The sequence below is a fragment of the Luteococcus sp. H101 genome (assembly GCF_038433155.1).
Taxonomy (GTDB): domain Bacteria; phylum Actinomycetota; class Actinomycetes; order Propionibacteriales; family Propionibacteriaceae; genus Luteococcus.
This window is the reverse complement of record NZ_JBCDMW010000035.1, coordinates 1-23287: the sequence shown is the minus strand read 5'-3', so window position 1 is coordinate 23287 and position 23287 is coordinate 1. Positions and strand designations below refer to the sequence as shown.

General features: G+C 70.6%; 27 protein-coding genes, 1 pseudogene and 1 riboswitch. Of the genes and pseudogenes, 7 read left to right on the top strand and 21 right to left on the bottom strand.

Annotated elements, in window-relative coordinates:
* Window positions 1-17 precede the first annotated feature (17 nt).
* Both AAEX60_RS14155 and AAEX60_RS14150 read left to right on the top strand, forming a co-directional pair.
* Window positions 18-287: a hypothetical protein gene (locus tag AAEX60_RS14155; protein WP_342104213.1), complete on the top strand. Its 270-nt coding sequence runs from the start codon at window positions 18-20 to the stop codon at window positions 285-287.
* Window positions 284-706: a type II toxin-antitoxin system VapC family toxin gene (locus tag AAEX60_RS14150; protein WP_342104212.1), complete on the top strand. Its 423-nt coding sequence runs from the start codon at window positions 284-286 to the stop codon at window positions 704-706. The genes AAEX60_RS14155 and AAEX60_RS14150 overlap by 4 nt, the downstream gene beginning before the upstream one ends.
* A gap of 6 nt (window positions 707-712) precedes the next feature.
* Here AAEX60_RS14150 and AAEX60_RS14145 read toward each other — a convergent pair whose 3' ends face one another.
* The 3 genes from AAEX60_RS14145 to AAEX60_RS14135 are packed head-to-tail and all read right to left on the bottom strand — an operon-like array spanning window position 713 to window position 1524.
* Window positions 713-1117 carry a hypothetical protein gene (locus tag AAEX60_RS14145; RefSeq protein WP_342104211.1) on the bottom strand — a complete coding sequence of 135 codons (405 nt, stop codon included), beginning with the start codon at window positions 1115-1117 and terminating at the stop codon, window positions 713-715.
* Complete coding sequence (locus tag AAEX60_RS14140) at window positions 1101-1298, bottom strand: helix-turn-helix transcriptional regulator (protein ID WP_342104210.1); 198 nt, start codon at window positions 1296-1298, stop codon at window positions 1101-1103. Before AAEX60_RS14140 ends, AAEX60_RS14145 begins: the two co-directional genes overlap by 17 nt.
* A gap of 25 nt (window positions 1299-1323) precedes the next feature.
* Entirely contained in the window at window positions 1324-1524 is a 201-nt protein-coding gene (locus AAEX60_RS14135) for a hypothetical protein (RefSeq protein ID WP_342104209.1), read from the bottom strand.
* Window positions 1525-1708: 184 nt separating this feature from the next.
* Between AAEX60_RS14135 and AAEX60_RS14130 the strand changes: the two genes are divergently transcribed.
* Window positions 1709-2731 carry a YdcF family protein gene (locus AAEX60_RS14130; protein WP_342104208.1) on the top strand — a complete coding sequence of 341 codons (1023 nt, stop codon included), beginning with the start codon at window positions 1709-1711 and terminating at the stop codon, window positions 2729-2731.
* Between the two features lie 9 nt (window positions 2732-2740).
* Here the strand turns inward: AAEX60_RS14130 and AAEX60_RS14125 are convergent, their stop codons facing one another.
* The gene (locus tag AAEX60_RS14125; protein WP_342104207.1) at window positions 2741-3022 is read right to left on the bottom strand and encodes a response regulator transcription factor; all 282 of its coding nucleotides are present in this window, start codon (window positions 3020-3022) and stop codon (window positions 2741-2743) included.
* Window positions 3023-3142: 120 nt separating this feature from the next.
* Here AAEX60_RS14125 and AAEX60_RS14120 point away from each other — a divergent pair, with 120 nt between their 5' ends.
* Window positions 3143-3373 carry a hypothetical protein gene (locus AAEX60_RS14120; protein WP_342104206.1) on the top strand — a complete coding sequence of 77 codons (231 nt, stop codon included), beginning with the start codon at window positions 3143-3145 and terminating at the stop codon, window positions 3371-3373.
* On the opposite strand, the gene AAEX60_RS14115 is transcribed toward AAEX60_RS14120, so the two are convergent.
* Entirely contained in the window at window positions 3374-3499 is a 126-nt protein-coding gene (locus AAEX60_RS14115; protein WP_342104205.1) for a hypothetical protein, read from the bottom strand.
* Window positions 3500-3607: 108 nt separating this feature from the next.
* Window positions 3608-5764 carry a glucose PTS transporter subunit IIA gene (locus AAEX60_RS14110; protein WP_342104204.1) on the bottom strand — a complete coding sequence of 719 codons (2157 nt, stop codon included), beginning with the start codon at window positions 5762-5764 and terminating at the stop codon, window positions 3608-3610.
* Window positions 5765-5954: 190 nt separating this feature from the next.
* Between AAEX60_RS14110 and AAEX60_RS14105 the strand changes: the two genes are divergently transcribed.
* Window positions 5955-6680, top strand: coding sequence for a precorrin-6A/cobalt-precorrin-6A reductase (locus tag AAEX60_RS14105; protein ID WP_342104203.1), 726 nt, complete (start codon window positions 5955-5957; stop codon window positions 6678-6680).
* Here the strand turns inward: AAEX60_RS14105 and cobA are convergent.
* The 13 genes and pseudogenes from cobA to glnA all read right to left on the bottom strand — a co-directional run bounded on the left by cobA (window position 6660) and on the right by glnA (window position 18923).
* Window positions 6660-7445, bottom strand: a complete 786-nt coding sequence (gene cobA, locus AAEX60_RS14100) for a uroporphyrinogen-III C-methyltransferase (RefSeq protein WP_342104202.1) — start codon at window positions 7443-7445, stop codon at window positions 6660-6662. The two genes, AAEX60_RS14105 and cobA, sit on opposite strands and share 21 nt — an antisense overlap.
* A 40-nt stretch (window positions 7446-7485) precedes the next feature.
* Window positions 7486-8103, bottom strand: a complete 618-nt coding sequence (gene cbiT, locus AAEX60_RS14095; protein ID WP_342104201.1) for a precorrin-6Y C5,15-methyltransferase (decarboxylating) subunit CbiT — start codon at window positions 8101-8103, stop codon at window positions 7486-7488.
* On the bottom strand, window positions 8103-8975 hold the full coding sequence (locus AAEX60_RS14090; protein WP_342104200.1) for an energy-coupling factor ABC transporter ATP-binding protein: 873 nt from the start codon (window positions 8973-8975) through the stop codon (window positions 8103-8105). The genes cbiT and AAEX60_RS14090 overlap by 1 nt, the downstream gene beginning before the upstream one ends.
* Window positions 8968-9750: a cobalt ECF transporter T component CbiQ gene (cbiQ, locus tag AAEX60_RS14085; RefSeq protein WP_342104199.1), complete on the bottom strand. Its 783-nt coding sequence runs from the start codon at window positions 9748-9750 to the stop codon at window positions 8968-8970. The genes AAEX60_RS14090 and cbiQ overlap by 8 nt, the downstream gene beginning before the upstream one ends.
* A 1-nt stretch (window position 9751) precedes the next feature.
* Window positions 9752-10120: an energy-coupling factor ABC transporter substrate-binding protein gene (locus AAEX60_RS14080; RefSeq protein ID WP_342104198.1), complete on the bottom strand. Its 369-nt coding sequence runs from the start codon at window positions 10118-10120 to the stop codon at window positions 9752-9754.
* Complete coding sequence (locus AAEX60_RS14075; RefSeq protein WP_342104197.1) at window positions 10113-10811, bottom strand: energy-coupling factor ABC transporter permease; 699 nt, start codon at window positions 10809-10811, stop codon at window positions 10113-10115. Before AAEX60_RS14075 ends, AAEX60_RS14080 begins: the two co-directional genes overlap by 8 nt.
* A 225-nt stretch (window positions 10812-11036) precedes the next feature.
* Complete coding sequence (locus AAEX60_RS14070) at window positions 11037-11693, bottom strand: precorrin-8X methylmutase (RefSeq protein WP_342104196.1); 657 nt, start codon at window positions 11691-11693, stop codon at window positions 11037-11039.
* Window positions 11693-12952: a CbiX/SirB N-terminal domain-containing protein gene (locus AAEX60_RS14065; protein WP_342104195.1), complete on the bottom strand. Its 1260-nt coding sequence runs from the start codon at window positions 12950-12952 to the stop codon at window positions 11693-11695. Before AAEX60_RS14065 ends, AAEX60_RS14070 begins: the two co-directional genes overlap by 1 nt.
* Window positions 12953-12959: 7 nt before the next feature.
* Window positions 12960-14693, bottom strand: a pseudogene (gene cobJ, locus AAEX60_RS14060) (precorrin-3B C(17)-methyltransferase); the annotation flags it as partial.
* Between the two features lie 8 nt (window positions 14694-14701).
* A complete protein-coding gene (gene cbiE / locus AAEX60_RS14055) occupies window positions 14702-15619 on the bottom strand; it encodes a precorrin-6y C5,15-methyltransferase (decarboxylating) subunit CbiE (protein ID WP_342104194.1) in 918 nt (305 codons plus the stop codon).
* Window positions 15616-16479: a precorrin-4 C(11)-methyltransferase gene (gene cobM, locus AAEX60_RS14050; RefSeq protein WP_446721324.1), complete on the bottom strand. Its 864-nt coding sequence runs from the start codon at window positions 16477-16479 to the stop codon at window positions 15616-15618. Before cobM ends, cbiE begins: the two co-directional genes overlap by 4 nt.
* A 14-nt stretch (window positions 16480-16493) precedes the next feature.
* The gene (cobI, locus tag AAEX60_RS14045; RefSeq protein WP_342104192.1) at window positions 16494-17252 is read right to left on the bottom strand and encodes a precorrin-2 C(20)-methyltransferase; all 759 of its coding nucleotides are present in this window, start codon (window positions 17250-17252) and stop codon (window positions 16494-16496) included.
* A gap of 28 nt (window positions 17253-17280) precedes the next feature.
* Window positions 17281-17398, bottom strand: a riboswitch (cobalamin riboswitch).
* A gap of 103 nt (window positions 17399-17501) precedes the next feature.
* A complete protein-coding gene (gene glnA, locus AAEX60_RS14040; RefSeq protein WP_342104191.1) occupies window positions 17502-18923 on the bottom strand; it encodes a type I glutamate--ammonia ligase in 1422 nt (473 codons plus the stop codon).
* Window positions 18924-19034: 111 nt separating this feature from the next.
* Here glnA and AAEX60_RS14035 point away from each other — a divergent pair, with 111 nt between their 5' ends.
* Window positions 19035-19466: an RDD family protein gene (locus AAEX60_RS14035; protein ID WP_342104190.1), complete on the top strand. Its 432-nt coding sequence runs from the start codon at window positions 19035-19037 to the stop codon at window positions 19464-19466.
* A gap of 27 nt (window positions 19467-19493) precedes the next feature.
* Window positions 19494-20624: a glycosyltransferase gene (locus AAEX60_RS14030; RefSeq protein WP_342104189.1), complete on the top strand. Its 1131-nt coding sequence runs from the start codon at window positions 19494-19496 to the stop codon at window positions 20622-20624.
* 17 nt (window positions 20625-20641) lie between these two features.
* Here the strand turns inward: AAEX60_RS14030 and AAEX60_RS14025 are convergent, their stop codons facing one another.
* Window positions 20642-22441, bottom strand: coding sequence for an ABC-F family ATP-binding cassette domain-containing protein (locus AAEX60_RS14025; RefSeq protein WP_342104188.1), 1800 nt, complete (start codon window positions 22439-22441; stop codon window positions 20642-20644).
* Window positions 22442-22450: 9 nt separating this feature from the next.
* Entirely contained in the window at window positions 22451-23206 is a 756-nt protein-coding gene (locus tag AAEX60_RS14020; RefSeq protein WP_342104187.1) for a DUF4191 domain-containing protein, read from the bottom strand.
* Window positions 23207-23287: the final 81 nt, after the last annotated feature.

Sequence of the window (23287 nt, the reverse complement as noted above, 5' to 3'; positions counted from 1 at the left end):
CATGCTAATGTATGTGCATGGCCGTGCTTGAACGACGCCTCCAACTATTGCTGGACGAGCAGCGCTATGCCCGGGTGGCCGAGGAGGCGACCCGGCGTGGGGCGAGTGTGGCCACGGTGATCCGTGATGCCATTGATCTGGCCTACCCGTCTGGTTACGAGGTCAGGGTTCAGTCCGTCAGGAATCTCCTGGCAAGCGCGGATGGTGAGCCCGCTGATCTGGATGATGCCGCTTGGCGGGAGACCCGTGAGGCGATGGAGGCTGAGCTCGTCGGGCGGTTCGCGTGATCTCCGTGTTCGTGGACACTTCGGTTCTGCTCCATGCCGTGGGCGGGTCGCATCCGCGTCGCGATGCTGCCCGGGAGCTGCTTGGCCGCGTGGAGCGAGATCTCGCGATTCACGTGGGGGCCGAGACCATCCAGGAGTTCCTCTTCCATCGCCTCCGGGTGGGTGATGCCACCAAGGCAGTGGAGCAGGCCAGGTGGTTGTTGAATGTTGTGGTGGTGCATCCCTTTGATGTGGACGTGGCCCGTGCGGCAGTGGATCTGGTGGCCGCCGCCGGTGTCGGGGGTCGAGATGCCGTTCTGGCCGCGACCGCGCGGGAAGCTGGTTTTGACGTCGTGGTCACACATGATTCGCGCTTTGTGGCGCCGCCCGGGCTGCGCACCTTGGGAGCTGCCGACTACTTGGCAAGCCTGCCACGCTGACGCTGCTCAGCTGTGGCGCCGCAGCCACCAGTAGGCGGCGACGAAGACCACCAGGTTCACCCAGGCGATGCCGCCCAGCGCCGTCAGCGGGGTGACATCCCACACCACGGCCACCATCGCGGCGCCGACGGCCAGCGGCGAGGCCAACCCGACGCAGGCTCCGGCCTTGGTCAGGATCAGGGCGTCGCGTTCGTCGGACTCGCCCCGGGCGCCACGGACCAGGGCATTGTCGCCCCGCTTGATCCGCCGGGCAACGGTGAAGACCAGCAGCACCAGACCGCCGCCGCACAATGCGCCCCAGGCGGTGGACGGGTCGCGGGGGTGGAGCGCCGCGAACAGGGTGAGGATCGCGACGAGGCCCGCCGCGAAACCCAGCCACATCCGTGCCGGGGTATTACTTCTCGTCGACATGGAAGATCTCCTCCACGGGGCGGCCGAAGAGCCGCGCCAGGTTGATGGCCAGGGGCAGTGACGGGTCGTACTTGCCCGTCTCGATCGAGTTGATGGTCTGCCGGGAGACGCCCAGCCGCTCTCCCAGGGCTCCCTGGGAGAGTCCCAGCGTCTCGCGCAGTTGGCGCACGTCGTTCAGCATCAGCGGATCCAGACGCTGGCGCAGCTCACCGTTGCTGGCGCTGGCCCATGCTCCTGCTCAGCTGGTACACGCCGAACAGACACAGGATGGCGGCCGCGATCTGCAGGATCACATGCCAGGGCGAGGCATCGACGGCATTCGAGAGCATCATCGCCAGCAGGCCGACCATGATGGGGGCTAGGGCAGCGGTGCGCTGCTTCTCGACGGGGGTCTGGGTCTTGCTCATGTCGCTCTCCTCTGGGATTGGAGTCAAGTTTCCTTGACAAGGCAAGCGTCCTTGACGGTGGAGTGGGTGTCAAGGGTCTTTGACAAAGTTCATCCTTGAGGAGGAGGGCGGACGGGTTGGTCGCACGCCCGGAGCATCCCGGAGGAGGATCCGCGCTCAGTCGGGCGCCGGAAACGATGGACTCATGCTGCACATCACCGTCGCCCTCGCCCTGATCCTTGTCACCATGCTGTGCGGGTGGCACGCCTGGCGACGCGTGCTCGACGAGCCCCGGCGGCTGGCCAACGCCGCCTGGATCGGCGCCACCGCCGCGCTGCTGGCCATCACGCTCACGGTGCTGGGTGATGCCACGCTGGCCAGCGCCGCCTTCGTCGTCCTGATTTGCTCCCCACTGCTGGCCCTGGGGTTGGTCGGATTCCTGCTCTGGAACGGATCGGTGATGCTGCGTCGGGAATCGCGCACGCTGGGCAATTCGCTTTCGTTGCTGGCCGGCCTTGGTCTGATGACGGCGATGGCGCTCTCGCTGTGGCTGGCGACGATCAGCCGCGCGTGGCTGCCGGTTTCGCTGTGGATCGTGATGGCCGGCGGCTGGGTGGCCACCCTCTTCTTCGGCTACCTGGGCTATTCCGGCTTCTATCAGCTGCTGGTGCGCCGCCAGCATCCCGACTTCATCGTCGCCCTGGGTTCCGGGCTGATTGGCAGCCGGGTGCCGCCGCTGCTGGCCAGCCGGATCGACCGGGCGCTGCAGATCTTCCGGCAGGAGCAGGCGGCGGGGCGCAGCCCGGTGCTGGTGATGAGCGGCGGTCGGGGGCGCGACGAGCTGACCAGCGAGGCCAGCGCCATGGGGGAGTACGCCGTCGGCAAGGGGCTGGCGACCCAGTCGCTGTTGCTGGAGCAGCAGTCCCGTACCACCGCGGAGAACCTGCGTTACACCCACGAACTGGTCCGCGCCGACCCTCGGCTCGGCCCCAACGCCACCGGGCTGGCGGTCACCAGCAGCTACCACGCCATGCGCGCCGCCATCCTGGCCCGACGGCTGGGGGTTCCGGTGCAGGTGGCCGGCGCTCCCACCGCGGGCTACTTCTGGCCCAGCGCCGTGTTGCGCGAATTCGTCGCCGTGCTGGCCGAAACCCTGCGCTGGCAGGTGATTGCGTTCATCGTGGTCACCCTGCCGCTGCCGGTTCTGGTGGCCGCCGCCGTGTGGTGAGACTTCGACTCACGGGCGAGCGTCGCGAATGGCCATCGCGGCTGATACCCGGTTGTTCACGCCCAGCTTGGTGAAGGCACCCGTGAGGTGGGCCTTCACCGACGCCAGGCTGAGGTGCAACCGGCTGGCGATCTGGGCATTGGTCAGGCCCTGGGCCACCAGCACCATCACCTCGCGCTCCCGGTCGGTCAGCCGGGCGACGGCCTGCTGGGCCGCGGGGCTGTTCGCGGGGCTGCTGGCCCACAACGGACACGTCGACAGGTCCGGCCAGGCGTCGCTGGCGCCGGGCACCAAGCTCGGGGTGCTGGCTGCCGAACGCTGGGGCGAGCGCTACCGGGCGATCGGGGTCGACGCCCGCCGCGTCCGGCTGCGGGACCAGGACAAGACCTCCGGTTCACGGTGAACTCGCCGGTGCGTGGCATCTTCGCCGGCACCCGCGTTGGTTACCTGGAGACCGCCCAGGCCAACCCAGAGAACCGAGCCGTGCTGGATCGGGCCCTGCCGATGGCCAGCGCCGGATCACCCTTCAACCAGCTGCAGCGCTGGCTGCCCTTCTTCCACGAGGTGAAGGTCACGCCCAGTCAGGCGTGGGACGCACTGGTCTACGTCAACGACTCCCATCCGGTGACGCCGGTGGGGTAGTCAGTCGCCCAGGTCGATGATCTCCACGCCCTGGTCGCAGCGCAGTTCGCCCTCCAGATAGCGATCCCCGACGCTGGTCAGCAGCTGGAAGGTGGCGTCGGTGTCATTGCGGACCACCAGATCCACGTAGTCTGACCAGACGGCTTGGTTGCAGCGACCCCTTGGCCAGGGCGACGAACGGCCGGTGAACACTCCGCGAAGGAGTGCCCACCGGCCGTCATGGGTGCCGGTTGATCAGGCGGTCGGCTCGGTCTTGGCCGGCTTGGCGGTGGTGCTGATCAGCTCCTGGCCTACCTGCACGTCACCCTGCGCGATCTGGGCGACGTCGCCGAACTTCTTGGCATTGGTCACCAGCACCGGGGTGACCAGCGAGTAGCCGGCCTGTTCGATGATGCCGCGGTCGAAGGTGACCAGCGGGGTGCCGGCCTCCACCCGGTCACCGCGGGCCACCTTCACGTCGAAGCCGCGACCCTCCAGGTTCACGGTGTCGATGCCGACGTGGACCAGCAGCTCCACGCCGCTGTCCAGCTGGATGCCGAAGGCGTGCCCGGTCTTCTGGGCGACGACGATCTTGCCGGCGGCCGGCGCGAAGACGGTGTCCCCCGACGGGTCGATGCCCACGCCCAGCCCGACGGTGCCGGCGCTGAAGACCGGATCCGGGACCTCGGCCAGCGGCACGACGCGGCCGGCCAGGGGAGCGGTGACGGTGGTCACCGTGCCGGGAACCATGGCGGGCTTGACCACTTTGGCGGGCTTCTCCGCGACGGCGGTGCCGGTGCCGGCGGCTGCCGCGGTACCGGTGGTGGCAACGGCGGCGGCCGGGGCGACGGCGTGGTCGGTGGTGTCGGCCGCGGCGGCCAGCGGGTCGACGGCGGCCTCGTCGCGCAGGGCCAGGGCCTCGGCGCGCTCCTCCTTGGTCATGTAGCCGCGGGCCATCACCATGGCCATGGCGGTGAAGAAGGCCGCGGTGATGGCGATCACGTAGAGCATCATCGGCTTGAAGACCGGGATGGTCAGCAGGCTGGTGAAGACGAAGGCATTGGTCTTGATGCCGCCGTCGGCCATGCCCAGCGCGCCGCCGACGGCAATCACCAGGCCACCGACGAAGCAGCCCACCAGCATCGACGGGTAGATCCGCTTGAAGCGCAGGTGGATGCCGTACAGCGACGGTTCGGAGATGCCACCCAGCAGACCGGCGGCCAGGGCGCCGGAGGCGGTCTGGCGCATCACCACGTCCTTGTCCTTGAGCGAGAGGGCCAACACACCGGCGGTGGCGCCGAAGCAGGCGAAGTTCCAGGCGCCCATCGGGCCCTGGATGAAGTCATAGCCCAGCGTGTTGATGTTCACCAGCATCATGGCGTTCAGCGGCCAGTGCAGGCCCAGCGGCACCAGGAAGGGGTAGACCATCGGGATGATCAGGGCGAAGACGAAGGGGAAGTGGGTGTTGACATAGGCCAGGCCGGCACCGATGGTGGCACCCAGCCAGACGCCGAAGGGGCCGATCAGGAAGGCGGTCAGCGGGATCATGATCAGCAGGCAGAAGAAGGGCACGAAGACCATCTGCAGGTTGGCCGGGAAGATCTTCTGCAGGAACCGGTAGAGAACGGCCAGAATGGCCACCATGATCAGCGGCACGAAGACCTGGCCACCGTAGTTGGCGAGCTGCATCGGCAGGCCGAAGATGTGCGCGGTGCAGATCGGGTCACCGCCGAAGGAGGGGGTCACGCAGGTAGTGTTGGCGGCCTTGGCCAGTTTGCCGAAGTCGGGCGTCATCAGCGCGAGCATGATGGCACCGCCGATCCACGGATCCACCTTGAGCTTCTTGGCGCCGTTGTAGGCCACCATGATCGGCAGGAAGTAGAACACGCTGTTCCACATGGCGTCGACGAAGACCCAGCTGGCCGACTTGTCCTTGGCCCGGAAGTCGACGATGTGCAGGGCATCCAGCACGGCCGTGATGGCGATGATCAACGAGGCGCCCAGCAGCACGCCCAGGATCGGGCGGAAGGAGTCCGAGAGGAATTCGAAGAAGGCATCCACCCAGGCGTGCTTGCCGCGCACGCCACCGGCGCGGGCTTCGGCCTTGATGTCGTCGGCGGACTTCTTGGCGCTGGAGGCGCCGGCATTCGCTCCCCCGAGATCTGCCATCTCGGGGAGCTGCATGATGTCGCTGTAGGCACCGGCGACGGCGCCGCCCATCACCACCTGGTAACGGTCACCGGACTGCGGGACCGCGCCCATCACGCCCTTGACCTGCTCCAGCTTCTGCTTGTCGACGACCGAGGCGTCGTTGAGCTCGAAGCGCAGGCGGGTGGCGCAGTGAGTGAGGCTCTTGATGTTCCCAGGCCCACCGATTTCCTCGATGATCTGCCTGGCCTGTTCTGTGGCCATGGGTACTTCCTTCTCTATGGGAGTGAGCGGGCAGCCTGCGTCCACCATGGGGAAGTGGGGGCGTCTGCGCTGTCCGGAGGCGGGGCAGCAGAGCGGCTGGCGTGGCCTCGTCGCGATAAGTTACCTCATTGCCTTGCATTCCCGGCAGGCACCCGCCCCATTTGCGCCTCACTACTGGTTGGATGTGCCCATGACAGTGCTGGTGCTCTCCGGGACCACCGCCGGCCGTCGGCTGGCGGAGGCGATGGTGGCGCGCGGCATGTCCCCGATCAGTTCCCTGCCGTCCAACAGCACCGACGAGCCGCCCGGCCAGATCCGGCGCGGCGGATTCGGCGGCGCCGCCGGTCTGGCCGCCTGGCTGCGGACCCATACCGTCGACGCGGTGGTGGACGCCACCCATCCCTATGCCCGCACCATGACCCGCAACGCGTATCAGGTCTGCGATCACCTGGGAATCCCCTTCCTCCGGGTGGCCCGCCGCAGTTGGCGGGAACGCTTCGACGCCGGCGACTGGCTCTGGGTGGCCGACCACGAGGAGGCCTGCCAGGCGGCCGGACGTAGCGGGGCGCCCGTCTTCCTCACCGTCGGCCGGCAGCCGCTGTGGCACTATCACCTGCTGCCCTCGCCGGTGACCGTGCGGGTTGGCCGCGACGACGGCTTCGAACGTCCCGCGGACTGGCACGTCGTCGTGGCCCGTGGGGCCCTGGACCTGCAGACCGAACTGGGGCTCCTGGCTGACCAGCGGACCCTGGTGGCCCGCGACATCGGTGGCACCGACCATGCCGCAAAGCTGGAGGCCGCCGCGCAGCTGGGGGTGCAGGTGGTGATGCTGGCCCGCCCAGAGCTGCCCGGTCAGCAGGCCGAGAGCATGGACGACGCCCTGACCTGGCTCACCTCACTGCGCGGTCGCAGCTGACAGGTCCAGCCCGGCCACCTCACCGATCACGGTCACGGCCGGCGGCCGGATGTCCCGCGCCAGGTCTGGGATCCGGTCCAACGGGCCACGCACCTGACGCATGTCAGCGCGCCCGCCATTGGCCACCACCGCCACCGGTGTGCTCGTGGGCATCCCGCAGCGGATCAGCTCGGCGGTGATCTCGGGCAGGTACTTGACACCCATCAACACCACCAGCGTGGTGCTGGTGCGGGCCAGCGCCTCCCAGTCCAACCGGGAGCGCTCGTCACCCGGCGGCACGTGGCCGCTGACCACGGTGAAACCCTGCACCAGATTGCGGTGGGTCACCGGCACCCCGGCCAGCGCGGGGGCGGCGACGCTGGAGGTGACGCCGGGGATCACCCGCACGGCGATCCCGGCCTGGGCGCAGGCCTGCCACTCCTCGCCGCCCCGGCCGAAGACGAAGTTGTCGCCACCCTTGAACCGGACCACCCGCTTGCCCTGCCGGGCATGCTCCACCAGCAGCTCGTTGATCCGCTCCTGCGGCACGAACTCCCCGCGGGGCAGCTTGCCCACCCAGACCTGCTCGCACTGCTCGGAGCACTCGGCCAGCGAGGCCTGCGGGGCCAGGTGGTCCACCAGCACCACGTCGGCCTGGCGCAGCGCCTGCAGCCCGGCGACGGTCAGCAGCCCGGGGTCGCCGGGACCGCCGCCCACCAGGGTCACGGTGCCCGGTTGCAGGGGTGCCAAGGTGCCCGCGGTGGGCTGGGTCTTCTCAAGGTTCATCCGGGTTTCCTTCTCAGCGGTGGGGTGCTGGGTCATGCTGTCACAGCCCCAGTGGGCGGGTCGCGGCCCACTGCACGATGGGACGGGCGGGCTTCCAGGCCGTGAAGTTGCCCAGCGCCTCCGCGGAGTCCAGCTGCAGCCGGGTCAGAGAGCCGCCGTGGCGGCGATGGCAGTCCACGGCCAGCGCCTCGGTCTCGAGCGTGACGCCGTGCACCACGATCCGTCCGCCGGGGCGAAGCGCCGCCCAGCAGGTCTCCAGCACCTGCTGGCTGGCGCCTCCGCCGACGAAGACCGCATCCGGGCGGGCTCCCGCCGCGGCCAGCTCCGCCAGCCGTTCGACGGCCTCGCCCAGCCGCAGCTCGACCCGATCGGTCAGCCCGAAACGGGCGATGTTGCACCGGGCCCGTTCGGCCCGCTCCGCCTTGCGCTCGAAGCCGACGGCCCGGGCGTCGGGCGCGGCCAGGGCCCACTCGATGGCCACGGCGCCCGAACCGACGCCGACATCCCACAGCAGTTCCCCGGCGGCGGGCCGCAGCTGGGCCAGCGCCATCGCCCGCACGGCCCGTTTGGTGATCAGCCCGTCGTGCTCGAAGCACTCGTCGGGCCGCCCGGGCACGGGGGACAGGTCCACGGCAATGGGGTCAGCATCAAGCGGCATCAGGCATCCTTCGCAGTCTTCGGCCCCAGCAGGGCGGCAATCTCGTCCAGGTGTCGGGGGCGCCCGGGAAGCCCCAGGCGGGCCGCCAGTTCCAGCGGCCACGGCCGGTGCAGCCGCGCGGCGTCGAGGAGCTCGGCGTCGCCCAGCAATTCCGTGGCCGGGCCCTGCCGCACGGTGCCGTCCAGCACCACCGCGGCCTGCTCACTCCAGGCCAGGGCAAGGTCCACGTCGTGGGTGGCGAAGACGACGGTGGTGCCCTGCGCGATCAGCCGCTCCAGGGCGGCCAGCATCTCGTGCACCCCGGCCGGGTCCAACCCGGCGGTGGGCTCGTCCAGCAGCAGCACGCGGGGACGCATCGCGACCGCGCCGGCCGTCGCCACCCGCTTGCGCTCGCCATAGGAGAGCTGGTGGGTGGGGCGCTCGGCCAGGTGGCTGACACCCAGCAGCTCCAGCGCCTCGCTGACCCGGGCCCGCACCTCCGCGTCATCCAGACCCAGGTTCATCGGGCCAAAGGAGACGTCCTGGGTGACGTCGGCGCTGAACAGTTGGTCGTCGGGATCCTGCAGCACCAGCTGCACCAACCGACGGTGTTCGCGCAGCCCCTCACGGTTGCGGCGCAGCACCCGGCCGTCGACGGTGATGCTGCCGCCCGACGGTTGGTGGGCGCCGGACAGGCAGCGCAGCAGGGTGGTCTTGCCCGAACCGTTGGCCCCCAGCAGCGCCAGCCGAAACCCGCGCGGCAGCCGCAGATTGGCGCCGTGCAGCACCTCCTTGCCCGGATAGCCGGCCACCAGGCCGGTGGCGCGCAGCACCAGGCCGTCGTCGACGGGGCGGGTGGAATCGGCGATCACGGGCAGCATGTTCTCAGCCATGGCCGACCACCGCCCAGACCAGGGCCCAGATGGTGGCCAGTGCGGCTGCGGTGGCCAGCAGGAAGCGCGGGGAGGCGGGCCGCTGCACGCTCAGCGTGGTCAGCGACGACTCGTAGCCGCGCCCGGCCAGGCCCTCCTCCAGACGTCGGGCCTGGTTCCAGGAGCGCACCAGCACGGCACCGACGGCATTGCCCGCGGCCTCCATCCGGCGGCGCAGCGGGGCCGCGTCGCCCAGCCGGGCGGCCTGCGCCTGCCGGATCCCGACGGTGGTGGCCAGCAGCACCCACAGCAGGCGGTAGGTGAGCGCGGCGACCTCCAGCAGCGGGTCAGGAATGCGCCAACGGCGGCCCCAGGTGATCAGGTCCACCATCGGGGTGGTGGTGGCCAGCACCATCAGCGCCAGGGCGCCGGCAATCCCGTGGCCCAGCAGCCCAGCCGCGCGCAGCAACCCGTCGCGCCCCAGACTGAACGGCCCCCAGCGCCACAGCAGGTGGCTCTCCGCGACGGGCGAGCCCACCCCGACCGCCACCGAGGCGGCGCCCACCAGGATGAAGGCCGACGGGGCGGCCATCACCCCGGCCAGCACGGCTGGCCGGATCCGGGCCGGCCCCAGGATGGCGGCCAACGCCGCCAGGCCCACCAGCACCGTGCCCGGCCAGGTCGGGGCCAGCAGGGCGGTGAGCACCAGGCCCAGACTGAGCAGGGCCTTCTCGCCGACGCGACGACGCCGCCAGGGGCTGGCCCAGGCGGCGTCGTCGACGCTGGTCAGATGCACCTCAGTCTGCCGTCGGGTGGTGCTGGGCGCGCTCCGCGCGAGCCTCATTCTGGGCGCGCTCCGCGCGACGCCCCCGCAGGTTGCCGATGGCGAATCCGAAGGCGCCGGCGCCCAGGGCGGCCTGGAGCGCGAACAGGCCGGACTCGATCTCACTGGAGCCGGGCTCGAAGATCGGCTGGAACCAGGGCTCGACGCCCTTGTCTGACAGCACGTCGGTGACCGCGGCGTCGGTGCCGCCGAAGGCCTCCGCCTCCGGATCGGAGGGGCGCGGCGCCAGCAGCAGGCTGAGGGCGAAGATGGCCAGGATCCCCACCAGCAGCAGGGGAGTCACCCAACGGTTGCGGGACGGATTCACGCTGAGCTCAGACATGGGCGGCCTCCGGCACGGGACGGGTCCGGCCCGGGCCGGCGACGCCGAGCCGCTGCAGCTCCGGCATGGCCACCCGGCCCAGGAATCGGAAGACCAGGATGCCCAGCAGGCCCTCCATGGCGGCCAGCGGGATCTGGGTGAGCGCGAACAGCCCCAGGAACTTGGCCAGCGAGCCCAGGAAGCCGCTGCCGGCGTCGGGGTAGGCGAGCGCCAGCTGGGCCGACGTGCAGCAGTAGGTCACCAGGTCCGCGAAGAACATCGCGCCGAAGATGCCGACATACCAGGGCAAGCGGGCCTTGCGGCAGAGTACGAAGACGCCGTAGCCCGCCCACGGGCCGACGATGGCCATCGAGAAGACATTGGCGCCCAGCGTCGTGAGGCCGCCGTGGGCCAGCAGCAGGGCCTGGAAGAGCAGTACGACGGTGCCCAGGAAGGCCATGATCGGTGGTTTGAACAGCACCGCGCCCAGCCCGGTGCCGGTGGGGTGCGAGGAACTGCCGGTCACCGACGGCAGCTTGATGGCCGACAGCACGAAGGTGAAGGCGCCGGCGGCGGCCAGCAGCAGCTTGTTCTCCGGGCTCTTGCGGGATTCGGCGATCACGGCCTTGGCGCCGTGGATGACGAACGGGGCACTGGCGGCGTACCAGAGGGCACACTGTGCCGGTGACAGAAAGCCTTCTGCGATGTGCATGCGGACTCCTTCTCGAGATGACGCGTCTCGGTATGGGTTGGGTGTGCCCCGCGGCGTAGTTCCTGACTCCCACCCCACCGGGTCATGGCGGGATGGACACAGTGGCGCGACCGTGCCGGCTCATCCGGCTTCCTCGCACCGCGGGGGCATGTGGAGTTGTGTGCCCGACTATGCCACTGCGGGGGTCCGCCGGGACAGTCGGGGCCCTCCGGGGCGGTCAGCCGTTCAATCCAGCTGCGCGGTGTTGCTGGTCTCCGCCGTGGAGGCGATCGCATTCAGGGCGGCGACGGCCATCGCCGAGCCCCCGCGGCGCCCCCGCACCGTGAGGTATTCCAGGCCCAGGTCATTGTCCACCAGCGCCTGCTTGCTCTCCGCGGCGCCGACGAAACCGACCGGGATGCCGATCACCGCGGCCGGCTTCACCCCGGTGTCGCGGACCAGCTCCAACAGCCGGAACAGGGCGGTGGGGGCATTGCCGAACGCGACGATGGCGCCCTCCAGCCGGGGCAGCCACAGTTCCACCGCGGCCATCGTCTTGGTGATCTGCTTCTGGGCCGCCAGCGCCACCGTCCGGGGATCCTGCAACAGGCAGACGACGTCATTGGAGCGCGGCAACCGGGAGCGGATGATCCCGGTGGCCACCATGGTGGAGTCGCACAGCACCGGCGCGCCGGCCAGCAGCGCCTGCCGGGCCGCCGTCACCACGCCCGGGCTGTAGGCGATGTCGTCCACCAGGTCCGTCTGCGCGCAGGCGTGCACCATCCGGGCCGCCACCTGCGACAGGTCGTTGGGCAGCCGGTCCAGCCCCGCCTCCTCCCGGATGATCCGGAAGCTGTTGGCGTAGATCTCGGCGCCGTCGGTCAGGTACTCGTAGGTGGCCATCAGTCCTCTTCCGCGGTCAGGGTCTCGGTCTGCAGGGTGTCGATGATGCGTTGGCGCAGCCGGACCGAGCCGCGCGGGTCCCGGTTTCCCAGCACCCCGACGGTGAACCCCCCCACGCTCTCGGTGGCCGGGGTCCACGCGGTGCCGTGGCGCGCGTCGTCGGCCCGGACGCAGAAGATCCGTTGACGGGTGGCGGCCTCGGTCAGGGCCCGGTTGGTGGCCGGGTCGTCGGTGCAGGCCAGCACATACCAGGCGCCGGCCACATCGTCGACGCCGGCCGGGCGCTGCTGCCAGCCGATCCGACCCTGCAGCGCCAGGTCCTGGATGGTGGTGCTGGCCCGGGGCGCCACCACCTCCACCCGGGCGCCGGCGGCCAGCAGCCGGACCAGCCGACGGGTGGCCACCGCCCCGCCGCCGGCCAGCAGCACCCGTCGGTCCTTCAGGTCCAGCCCGGACAGGTACATCGGCGACCCGCTGGAGCGCATCGCCTGGGCGCGGTGCTCATGGGCGGCCTGCCGGTAGCGTTCGGCCACCACGCTGGCCAGCTCCGCGCACGGGCCGATCACCCCGGCCACCCGCAGCTCGACGTCGGGATGCTCGGCCGCCCACGCGTCGGCCTGCTGGTGCAGCCAGCCGTCCAACCGGCCGGCGAACAGGAAGTTGGGGGCCAGCACGATCCGTCGGGCCCGCAGCAGGACCGCCCGGTCCAGCGCCGCGGCGACGTCCGGGGTGGTGACCTGGATGAAGCCGGTGAGCACGTCCGCCACGTTGTGGCCCTCGCGCAGCAGCCGCGCCAGCGCGACGTGGTCCGCATTGGCCTGCGGCACCAGCGATCCCCGGCCCACCAGCACCACCATGGTCTCGGCCTCGTCCCACGGCTGGCCGTCGGCCATCGCCTCCCGAACCCGGCGCCACAGGGCATCCAGCAGCAGCGGGTGCTGCCCCAGGTGCGGGGTGAGGGTGACGTCGGCGCGTCGGCCCGACGGCTGCGCACCCTGCCCCACCATGTCGGGGATGTCCCGGCGGACGTGGGCGCCGGTGCCCAGCATCAGCGGGGTCACCACCAGGTGCTCATGGCGCTCCAGCAGCTCCTCGACCACCTGGTCGATGTGAGGGTCCACCAGCTCGACGTGGCCCAGCCGGACCTCCACGCCGGGCAGCTGCCCGGAGACCAGCTCGGCCAGCTGCTGGCAGTCCCGCTGCCCGGCTGCCAGCCGGGTGCCGTGGGCGGCGATCACCAGGGCGGGTTCGGTGCTCACGATGCGCTCACTCCTGTGCGTCCGGCGCGGTCATCCAGTGGTAGTCCCGCGGGGTGACGATCAGCCGTTCGCCGGAACCCGTCGACACGAAGCGGGTCAGGGAGGAGCCCACCACCACCAGCGAGTTCATGTCCACCCAGTCCGGCTGGAAGTCCGCCAGGGTGGCGGTGATCACCTTCTGCCGCTGGCGGCTGGCCTGCTGCACCACCGCCACCGGGGTGGTGGGCGGCCGGTGCGCGCCCAGGATCTCCAGGGCGCGGGGCAGGTGCATCCGTCGGGTCCGGGAGCGGGGGTTGTAGAGGGTGACGACGAAGTCCCCCTCGGCCGCCGCCCGCAGCCGCTGCTCGATCACCTGCCAGTCTGTGTGCAGGTCGGACAGGGAGATGGTGGCGTGGTCGTGGCCCAGTGGGGCGCCCAGGATGGCCGAGACCGCCAGCTCCGCGGTCACCCCGGGGATGATCTCCACGTCGATCCCGTCGGTGCCCTGCTCCAGCACCGGGGAGGCCATGGCGTAGATGGCCGGGTCCCCGCCGCAGACCAGCACCACCCGGTCACCGGCCCGGGCCCGGTCGATGGCCAGACTGGTGCGGGTCTTCTCGGTGCCCATCTTGGAGGCGTAGACCTCGGTGCCGGGGCGCACCAGGTCCCGGATCTGCTTCACATAGGGGCCATAGCCCACCACCAAGTTGGCCTGCCGGATGGCGTCGCGGGCCCGGGGGGTGAGCAGGTCACGCGAGCCGGGGCCCAGCCCGACCACCTGCAGCAGCCCGCGTACCGGCAACCGGCCCACCGCGCAGGTGGCATTGGCCGACTTCTGTTTGGGCACCACCAGCTGTGTGCCGTGGGCCAGGACGGAGGCCTCGCTCACCGACGGGCAGCCGACGTGCCGCTGCGCGTACTCCGACGGGTTCGGCACCTCCTGGGTGGCCAGCTCGGCGGCGGGATGGTCACTCAGCCGAAGGCCCAGCCGATGGGCCAGCTGCAGCAGTCCCAGCTCCCCGGCCTTGGCCTCGACGGTGGTCAGCGCGGTGACGCTCGACGGGTGCAGCCCGGCCTCGGCCAGGGTCTGGTGGAAGAGCAACTCCAGCTCCTCGACATCGGTGCCCTTGTTGCAGCCCATCCCCACCACCAGGGACTTGGGATGCAGCACGACGGTGGGCAGGGCCGGGTCGTCGGCCTGGGGCGCCGCGGCGGCATCGGTCACCACGATCCGGGCCACCGGCTCGGCGGCGTCGGCGGACACCGACGGGGCCAGCGGCGGCACCGGGAAGCCCAGGGTCCGGTCCAGCAGCACCGGCCGGGCCTCCAGCATCGCGCGGGTGACGGCCGGCAGGTCCCCGTCGTAGCTCCAGCCCAGCAGGTCCAGCGCGGGGATCCCGACGGCGTCGGTGGCGGTGGTCAGCACCGCCGTCCCGCCCAGCGCCTCGCCGATGGCGTCGGCCAGGGCATTGGCCCCGCCGACGTGCCCGCCCACCAGCGGCACCGCGAACCGGCCGGCCTCGTCCACCACCACGACGCCCGGGTCGGTCCGCTTGCTGTCCAGCAGGGGGGCCAGGATCCGGGTGGTGGCGCCCAGCGCCAGGTGGCTGATGATCAGCTCCGTCTGGGGCCAGGCCGCGGGCAGCGTCTCGGCGAGGGGCCCCTCGATGATCCGGGTACCGCCGCCGAGCGCCCGGTCGATGCGCTCGGCATGCTCCCGGGCGGCCGTCGAGTTCACCAGCTGGGTGATGGTCACGTCCTGCCAGCGCCTCATGCGGTGGGTCCCATTCCGGTGGTGAGCACGACGCGGTCCGCGGCCAGCCCGTGCTCGGCGGCCAGGGCGGCGTCGGCGGGGTCGTCGGTGATCAGCCAGGTGGGGGCGGCGACGGGTGCCGGCTCGGCCGCCAGGTCAATCACCGCGCTCCGGTAGGTCCGGGCCAGGCCGGCCACCTCGCGCGCCAGCTCGCCCCGCACCCAGAGCAGGTCACCCAGCCCGGGCAGCAGGCGGCAGAAGAGCTCGGCTGCGGCGGGGGAGACCGCCGGGGGCGCGCCCTCGGGCCGGGGCGCGCCCAGCCGCCAGCCGACATGACCCGTCTCGGCCGGGTCCAGCACCAGCACCACATTGGGCTCCAGGATCTCGTCCACCTGCAGCGCGCTGACCACGTCGAACTCCCGGACCCGCTCGTCGGGTTCGCCGAGCCGCTCGCACAGCACCAGTCGACGGTCCAGGTCCGCCAGGCCGGCCGCCAGCTCACGCAGCCCGTGCACCGGGCTGGTCATCACCGCCACCTTTCCCCAGGCCCGGCAGACCGCCAGCCCGGGCGTCAGGGGGCGGCCGTGCACGCTCACCACCTCCGCGTCGTCCCAGGCCATCCCCACCCGGGCGAAGGCCTCGGCGATCGAGGTGGGTCGCGGCACCACCTGCACGGACAGACCGGCCTCGGTCAGCCGCCGCACGATCCCGAACATGCCCGGATCCCCGCTGGCCACCACCAGCACCTGGGCCGTGGGCCCGGCCTCGACGATCTTCGGGATCGCCTGGCTCATCGGGCCCAAGACGATCCGTCGCTCCTCGGGTACGTCCAGCGCATCCAGGTGGCGGGCCCCGCCCACCACCAGGTCCGCCGCGGCGGCCTCGCAGTAGACCCGCAGACTGGGCTCACCCAGGTAGCCGTAGACGCGAATCACTTGTCCTCCTGCAGGTCGGGTGTTTGTTCCTTGGGGTTCTGCTGCGTCAGGCCGACGGCACCCTCGGTGCGCAACTGCTGCTGGGCCTGGGGGTCGGCCTGGCGGTACTCGTGCCGGAAGCCGGGGTGGTAGAGGTGGCTGCGTCGCGCCATCGGGGTCTCGGCCAGCGCCGGGCCAACCAGCACGACGGTGTGCTTCCACAGCTTGTGTTCCTTCATGGTGGCCGAAAGGTCGGCCAGCTGGCAGCGCAGCATCAGCTCGTCGGGCCAGGTCACCTGGTGCCCGATGATGCAGGGGGTCTCGGGCGGGTAGCCGCCGGCCAGCAGCTCCTCCTGCAGCACCTTGTTGCGGGCTGCCGAGAGGTAGAGCGCCATGGTGGCGCCGTGGCTGGCGAAGCCGCGCACCGTCTCCCGCGGCGGCATGGGGGTGCGGCCACCCTCCAGCCGGGTCAGCACCAGCGACTGGCTGACCTCCGGCAGGGTGATCTCGACGTCCATCCGGGCCGCGGCGGCGCTGAACGCGCTGATCCCGGGGATGGTCTGGTGCGGCACGCCCAGCCGGTCGCACAGCTCGCGTTGCTCCGCGGTGGCGCCGTAGATGCTCGGGTCACCGGTGTGCACCCGCGCCACCAGGATCCCGTCGTCGCGGGCGCGTAGGTAGTAGGGTTCCAGCGCCTCCAACGGCAGGGAGGCGGAGTCCACCAGCTCGGCCCCGGGCTTGTGGCCGGCGACGATGTCGGGGTGGACCAGGCTGGAGGCCCAGATGATCACATCGGCCCGTTCGATCACCCGGGCCGCGCGCACCGTCACCAGGTCAGCGGCGCCGGGGCCGGCGCCGACGAAGACCACCTGGCCGCTCACCACACCATCCGCGGTCACAGGGCACCCCCGGTCCGGTGGCGCTCGGGGACGCTGAGCACCGCGGAGAGATAGGGGCCGGTGGCGGCCTCGTCCAGCGCGTCCAGCCGGGTCACCTCCTCGTCGGGCAGGCCCAGCCGGCTGCCCATCACCCCGGTGCGGCCGTGCCGGGCCAGCGCCGCGCGCACCGCCGGCAGCTGGCGTCCCCCCTTGTAGAGGCACACCGAATCCGCCGCCTGCAGCACCGGATCCAGGCCGGTCAGGTCCCGGGTGGCGGGCACCAGGGCCAGGATCTCGGTGCCCTCGCACAGCGGCGTGCCGCTGGCCGCGGCCAGGGCCTGCATGGCGGTGATCCCGGGTACCACCTCGGTGACCACGTCGGGGCGCTGGGCGGTGACCGTGCCGGCCAGGTAGCTGAAAGTGGAGTAGACGCTGGGGTCCCCGATGGTGGCGAAGACCACGCTGTGTGCCCCCTCCCGGAAGAGCTCCAGGGCGGCGGTGGCCGAGGCCTGCCAGCTCTCCTCGCGACGGGGGGTGACCCCCCGTCGGTCCGCCATGGAGAACGGGATCCGGATGATTCGGGTGTCGGGCGCCACCGCCGTGACCAGCTGCTCCGCCCGTCCCGGACCGTCGCCCGAGGACTCCGTGGCGGGCACCAGTACCGCGTCGGCCTCCCGCAGCAGCCGGGCCGCCTTGAGGGTGACCAGTTCCGGGTCTCCGGGGCCCACGCCGACGCCGATCAGGCGCGGGGGTGCGGTGCGGCAGGGTTCGCTCATGGGGCTCCTTCAGGTCTCTCGCCCGAGTAGTCGTTTCAGGGCCCGGGAGAGTTCCTGACTGGCGTCGCCGACGCTCACAGTGGCGGGACCGTGGCGGATTCACACCGCCTTCCTCGGCCCGGGTCGCCCTGCCAGTGTGGCACACCTACTACGGCGCGTCGTGGGCAGGTGTGCCACTGGCCCTCCAACCGGCACGGCAAGAGGCCGCCGCTTCCGTGGGGAAGCGACGGCCTCTCGAACCGGCGAGGATCAGATCGCGAAGTACAGGTCGAACTCGTACGGGTGCGGGCGCTGACGGATCTCGTCGATGTCCGCGCGCTTGATCTCGATCCAGGTCTCGATCAGGTCGGCGGTGAACACGTCGCCCTGCAGCAGGAACTCGTGGTCGGCCTCCAGCGCATCCAGCGCGGCGTCCAGCGAGGCGGGAACCTGCGCCACCTGGGCGTGCTCCTCGGGCGGCAGCTCGTACAGGTCCTTGTCGATCGGCTCCGGCGGCTCGATCCGGTTCTGGATGCCGTCCAGGCCGGCCAGCAGCATGGCGGAGAAGGCCAGGTAGGGGTTGGCCGACGGGTCGGGGCAGCGGAACTCGACGCGCTTGGCCTTGGCATTGGCGCCGGTCAGCGGGATCCGCATGCAGGCGGAGCGGTTGCGGGCCGAGTAGACCAGGTTCACCGGGGCCTCGAAGCCGGGCACCAGACGGTGGTAGGAGTTGGTCGACGGGTTGGTGAAGGCCAGCAGCGCCGGGGCGTGCTTCAGGATGCCGCCGATGTACCAGCGCGCCACGTCGGAGAGCTGGCCGTAGCCATTCTCGTCGTAGAACAGGTTCTGGCCGCCCGACCACAGCGAGCTGTGCACGTGCATTCCGGAGCCGTTGTCACCGAAGATGGGCTTCGGCATGAAGGTGGCGGTCTTGCCGTTCACCCAGGCGGTGTTCTTGACCAGGTACTTGAACAGCATCACCTTGTCGGCGCTGGCGGTCAGGGTGTCGAAGCGCCAGTTGATCTCGGCCTGGCCGCCGGTGCCCACCTCGGAGTGCGCCCGCTCGGTCTGCATGCCCAGCTTCTCCATGTGGGCGACGATCTCGTCGCGCAGCTCGCAGAAGTGGTCCACCGGGGCGACGGGGAAGTAGCCGCCCTTGAGCTTCACCTTGTAGCCGCGGTTGCCGCCCTCCTCGACGCGGCCGGTGTTCCAGGCGCCGGCCTCGGAGTCGATCTCGTAGAAGGAGCCATTGGACTTGGTCTCGAAGCGCACGTCGTCGAAGACGTAGAACTCGGCCTCGGGGGCGAAGAAGACGGTGTCGCCCAGCCCGGTGGACTCGAAGTAGGCCTCGGCCTTCTTGGCGATGGTGCGGGGATCCCGGGAGAAGGGCTCCTTGGTGATCGGGTCGTGCACGAAGAAGTTGACCACCAGGGTCTTGGACACCCGGAAGGGGTCGATGAAGGCGGTGGTCGGGTCGGGCATCAGCGCCATGTCGGACTCGTGCACCTTGGTGAAGCCGGTGATCGACGAGCCGTCGAAGGACAGGCCCTCCTCGAAGACGGCCTCGTCAAAGGCCGCCGCGGGAACCGTGAAGTGCTGCATGACGCCGGGCAGGTCGCAGAAGCGGACGTCGACGTTCTCGACACCCTCGTCCTTGATGAACGCCAGCAGGTCTTCGGCGCCTTGGAACATGTTTCCTCCAGTGGAACTGAGCGGGTTGATGCCATGAAACTAGTTAGCCCTGATTGCCTTGCCGTTCCGGGCATGTAACAGCGGTGTTACATGCCCGGTATCCTCTCACCCATGACCCAGGGCGCACAGGCGGATCAGTACTTTCCCGGCGAGACGCTCGGCCTGCCGCGCTCCGGCCGCGGCTCGCTGGCCACCTGGAATGCCCGGCTGGCCGCGCTGGTGATCGACTGGGCAGCGTGCATGATCCTGGCCCAGCTGCTCTTCGGGGATGCCGTCACCCACGGCTTCGACTGGCGGCGGTTTGCCCCGATGGGGCTGTACTTCCTGCAGAAGAGCGTGCTGACTGCCCTGACCTCCGGCTCCTTCGGGCAGTTGCTCTGCCGGATCGCGGTGGTCCGGCTGGACCACCAGCCGATCGGCTGGCTGCGCTCGCTGCTGCGGGCCGCCATGAAGGTGGTGCTGCTGCCGGCCGTCGTGATCGGGGCGGAGCGGCGCGCCCTGGATGACCTGGCGCTGGGTACGGTCGTGGTCAACCGGCGCTGACCCGAGACGCCAAGGGAGGAGGCGACGATGTTCGTCGTGATCGTGGCCCGCGGGGTTCCCAGCCCGCGCACCCCGCTCTGGGGCATCTTCGAGCTGGACCAGGCCCGGGCGCTGCGCGCTGCCGGTCACCGGGTGGCGATCGCCGCGCTGGACGTGCGGTCGGTGCGGCGCTGGCGTCGCTTCGGGATGCGGCACGAGGTGATTGCCGGGATCGACGTGCACACCCTCAGCCTGCCGGTCGGCCAGGTGCCCAGCGCGGTGGACCAGGCCGTGCTGGACCGCGCCTTCGACCTGGTCTTCACCCAGATCGTCACCGCCCACGGCATTCCCGACGTGGTGCACGCCCACTTCACCAAGTACGCCCTGGCCGCGGCGCGCAGCAGCCGGCGTCGGCAGTTCCGGCTGGTGGTCACCGAGCACAATTCCAAGTTCAACCCGTCCTCCATCCCCTTCGACCTCCGGCTCAAGGCCACCGAGGCCTATCGTCGGGCCGACGCCGTCGTGGCCGTCTCCCAGGCCCTGGCCGACGTGCTGACCGAGAACTTCGACGTGCCAGTGCGGGTGGTGCCCAACATCGTCGACGTCGCCACCTTCGCCCAGCTGCCCCGGGAACCGCACGACGGGATCCGGCTGGTCACGGCGGGCAACCTGCTGCCCCGCAAGCGGATGGTGTTGCTGGTCGACGGCTTCGCCCGCGCCTTCGCGGACCGGCCGGAGGCCACTCTGACCATCATCGGCGACGGGCCGGAGCGCGAGGTGATCGAGGCGCACGCCGCCGAGGCCGGGGTCTCGGACCGGGTCCGGCTGCTGGGGCAGCGGACCCGCGCCCAGATCGCCGCCGAGTTCGCGGCCTGTGACGGCTTCGTGATGCTGAGCGAGTGGGAGACCTTCGGGGTGGTCTTCATCGAGGCGATGGCCTCCGGGCTGCCGGTGCTGGCCAGCCGGTGCGGCGGGCCGGAAGGCTTCCTGCACGACGATCTCGGGATGTTTGCCCAGACCGATTCCGTGGCGGCACTGGCGGATTCGCTGACCGATTTCGTCAGCCGCTTCCCGCAGTGGGAGCCCGGCCGGATCCGCGCCGAGGTGGTGGCGCGCTTCGCGCCGGAGCGGATCGCGGCCGAGCTGGGCGAGGTCTACGCCCAGGTCACCTGCCGCTGAGCGCCGGCCCTCCGCCCTCAGCCTTCGGCCAGCTCGGCGGCCTCCAGCCAGGCCAGTTCCAGCTCGTCGGACTGGTCGGTGAGTTCCTGCAGCTCGGCCTGCAGTTCCGCCAGCCGGGTGTAGTCGCTGGCGGCCTCGGCCATCTGCGCGTGGACCTTCTCCATCCGGGCGCGCAGCTTGGTCAGCTGCCCGTCAATCCGGCTCATCTCCTTCTTGGCCGCCCGGATCTCGCCGGCCGACGCCTTCGGAGCCGCATCCTCCTGGGTGGGGGAGTCGGGGCCGGCCAGGGCACTCTTGCCGGGGCCCGTCTCCCGATTGCGACGGTGGGCCAGGTACTCGTCGACGCCACCGGGCAACAGCACGCACCGCCCGTCGCCCATCAGGGCATAGGTGTAGTCGGTCACCCGCTCCAGGAAGTAACGGTCATGGCTGACGATGATCAGGGTGCCCGGCCAGGTGTCCAGGTAGTCCTCGATCACGGTCAGGGTGTCGATGTCCAGGTCATTGGTGGGCTCGTCCAGCAACAGCACATTGGGCTCGTCCATCAGGATCCGCAGGAAGCTCAACCGGCGTCGCTCACCGCCGGACAGCTCACCGATCCGGGTGACCAGCTTCTCCCCGGTGAACCCGAACTCCTGCAGCAGATTGGAGGCCGACGCGTCGCGGCCGGTGGCCAGCTTGGTCTCCTGCTTGAGCCGGTTGACGCTCTCCAGCACCGTCTCCCGCTCGTCCAGCTCCCCGACGTGCTGGCTCAGGTGCCCCAACCGCAGCGTCTTGCCCTGCTTCACCCGGCCGGAGGTGGGGGAGATCTGGTGAGCCAGCAGGTTCAGCAGGGTGGTCTTGCCGGCGCCGTTGACCCCCAGGAGGCCGATCCGGTCGCCGGGCCCGATCGACCAGGTCAGCTGGTTCAGCAGGGTGCGCTCGCCGAAGCGCAGCGTCACCTTCTCCAGGTCGAAGACGTCCTTGCCCAGCCGGCTGACGCTGAACTGTTCCAGGGCCAGCCGGTCGCGCGGCGGCGGCACGTCGGCGATCAGGCTGTTGGCGGCCTCGATCCGGAATTTCGGCTTCGACGTCCGGGCGGGCGCGCCGCGGCGCAGCCAGGCCAGTTCCTTGCGGACCAGGTTCTGCCGACGGGCCTCGTTGGCGGCGGCCTGCCGGGCCCGTTCCGCACGGGCCAGTACATAGGCCGCGTAACCGCCGTCGTAGGGGTCCACGACGCCGTCGTGCACCTCCCAGACCCGGTTGCAGATGGCATCCAGGAACCAGCGGTCGTGGGAGACCACCAGCATCGCGATGCTGCGTTGCTGCAGCGTGTTCAGGTGGTCGGCCAGCCAGGCGACGGCCTCCACGTCCAGGTGGTTGGTGGGCTCGTCCAGCACCAGCAGGTCATGGTGGCCGAACATCAGGCTGACCAGGGCGGCCCGGCGACGCTCGCCACCGGACAGCCGGCCCAGCTCGGCGTCCAGCGCGATGTCGGCCAGCAGGTGCTCCACCACCGCGCGGCGGTAGGCATCCCGGGCCCAGACATGGTCCGGCTCGCCGTCGACAATCAGGTCCCGGACGGTCTGGCCGGGCACCACCTGCTCGGCCTGGGTGAGCACGCCGATGGAGACCGATCCGGTGCGGGTCACCCGGCCACCGTCGGGCTCGATGGCGCCGGTGAGCACCTTGAGCAGGGTGGACTTGCCGTCGCCATTGCGGCCGACGACGCCGATCACGTCACCCTTGCCCAGCCCGAGCGAGACCTGGTCCAGCAGGGTGCGGGTGCCGTAGGTCTTGGTGACCTGTTCCGCGTTGAGGAGGTTCTGCGCTGCCACGGTGCCGGCTCAGCGGCCGCGCATGGCGCGACGGGAACCCTGCTGCGGCAGCGGGCCCTTCGGGATCGGCATCCGGGCACGCACCGCGTCCATGGCGCGCAGCCGCTTGTTCACCTCGTCGATCTTGACCGCGTCCAGCTGCTTGGGCATCTTCTTGATGTGGTCGGCCAGCTTGGCCAGCGGCACCTGACCGGGGGCCTCACCCATCTGCACGGTCTGCACGGTAACGCCATAGGCGGTCTGCTCGTGCCGCTTCACCTCGGTGGCCAGCAGGTTCTTCAACCGCCCCGGGTCGCCCTCGCCCACCAGGATCAGGCCACCGGGGCCGACGACGCGGTGCACGACGTCCAGCTGCCGGGTGGCATTGATGGCGGGGGTGGAGCTCCAGCCCTTGGGCAGCATGTTCAGCGCCACCTCGGCGGAGCCGGGCTGGCCCTCGTACCGCTTGTAGACCGAGCTCTTCACCCGACGGGTGAACAGCAGCATCGCCACGGTCAGGCCCACCATGACGCCCAGGAAGATCCAGAACCAGATCGGCTTGACCAACAGGCCCAACAGGATGCCCAGCAGCACCGGCACACCGAAGCCGGCGCCCAGCACCAGCGGCAGCTTCGGATCAGCTTCCTTGGTGATCCGGTAGCTCTCCTTGATCTGGCGCATCTGGCTCCAGTCACGCGGGTCGGAGGAGTTCTTCTTGCGCTCCTTCTCCGCCTTGACCTGGGCCTTCTGCTTGGCCGCCAGTTCCTTGGCCTTCTCGCTCGCCATCGTCGCTCCGGATCATTCGCTCGTGGGTGGTGCGGCCATGCTGCGGCCGCCGACCAATCCTAGCCGGGAACATGCCCCGGG

What these genes read in the sequence shown, in the direction of transcription:
- AAEX60_RS14155 (WP_342104213.1), top strand. Translation starts at nt 18, where the DNA reads ATGGCCGTGCTTGAACGACGCCTCCAACTATTGCTGGACGAGCAGCGC.
- AAEX60_RS14145 (WP_342104211.1), bottom strand. Translation starts at nt 1,117, where the DNA reads ATGTCGACGAGAAGTAATACCCCGGCACGGATGTGGCTGGGTTTCGCG.
- AAEX60_RS14140 (WP_342104210.1), bottom strand. Translation starts at nt 1,298, where the DNA reads ATGCTGAACGACGTGCGCCAACTGCGCGAGACGCTGGGACTCTCCCAG.
- AAEX60_RS14135 (WP_342104209.1), bottom strand. Translation starts at nt 1,524, where the DNA reads ATGAGCAAGACCCAGACCCCCGTCGAGAAGCAGCGCACCGCTGCCCTA.
- AAEX60_RS14130 (WP_342104208.1), top strand. Translation starts at nt 1,709, where the DNA reads ATGCTGCACATCACCGTCGCCCTCGCCCTGATCCTTGTCACCATGCTG.
- AAEX60_RS14110 (WP_342104204.1), bottom strand. Translation starts at nt 5,764, where the DNA reads ATGGCCACAGAACAGGCCAGGCAGATCATCGAGGAAATCGGTGGGCCT.
- AAEX60_RS14105 (WP_342104203.1), top strand. Translation starts at nt 5,955, where the DNA reads ATGACAGTGCTGGTGCTCTCCGGGACCACCGCCGGCCGTCGGCTGGCG.
- cobA (WP_342104202.1), bottom strand. Translation starts at nt 7,445, where the DNA reads ATGAACCTTGAGAAGACCCAGCCCACCGCGGGCACCTTGGCACCCCTG.
- cbiT (WP_342104201.1), bottom strand. Translation starts at nt 8,103, where the DNA reads ATGCCGCTTGATGCTGACCCCATTGCCGTGGACCTGTCCCCCGTGCCC.
- AAEX60_RS14090 (WP_342104200.1), bottom strand. Translation starts at nt 8,975, where the DNA reads ATGGCTGAGAACATGCTGCCCGTGATCGCCGATTCCACCCGCCCCGTC.
- AAEX60_RS14080 (WP_342104198.1), bottom strand. Translation starts at nt 10,120, where the DNA reads ATGTCTGAGCTCAGCGTGAATCCGTCCCGCAACCGTTGGGTGACTCCC.
- AAEX60_RS14075 (WP_342104197.1), bottom strand. Translation starts at nt 10,811, where the DNA reads ATGCACATCGCAGAAGGCTTTCTGTCACCGGCACAGTGTGCCCTCTGG.
- AAEX60_RS14070 (WP_342104196.1), bottom strand. Translation starts at nt 11,693, where the DNA reads ATGGCCACCTACGAGTACCTGACCGACGGCGCCGAGATCTACGCCAAC.
- cobI (WP_342104192.1), bottom strand. Translation starts at nt 17,252, where the DNA reads ATGAGCGAACCCTGCCGCACCGCACCCCCGCGCCTGATCGGCGTCGGC.
- glnA (WP_342104191.1), bottom strand. Translation starts at nt 18,923, where the DNA reads ATGTTCCAAGGCGCCGAAGACCTGCTGGCGTTCATCAAGGACGAGGGT.
- AAEX60_RS14035 (WP_342104190.1), top strand. Translation starts at nt 19,035, where the DNA reads ATGACCCAGGGCGCACAGGCGGATCAGTACTTTCCCGGCGAGACGCTC.
- AAEX60_RS14030 (WP_342104189.1), top strand. Translation starts at nt 19,494, where the DNA reads ATGTTCGTCGTGATCGTGGCCCGCGGGGTTCCCAGCCCGCGCACCCCG.
- AAEX60_RS14020 (WP_342104187.1), bottom strand. Translation starts at nt 23,206, where the DNA reads ATGGCGAGCGAGAAGGCCAAGGAACTGGCGGCCAAGCAGAAGGCCCAG.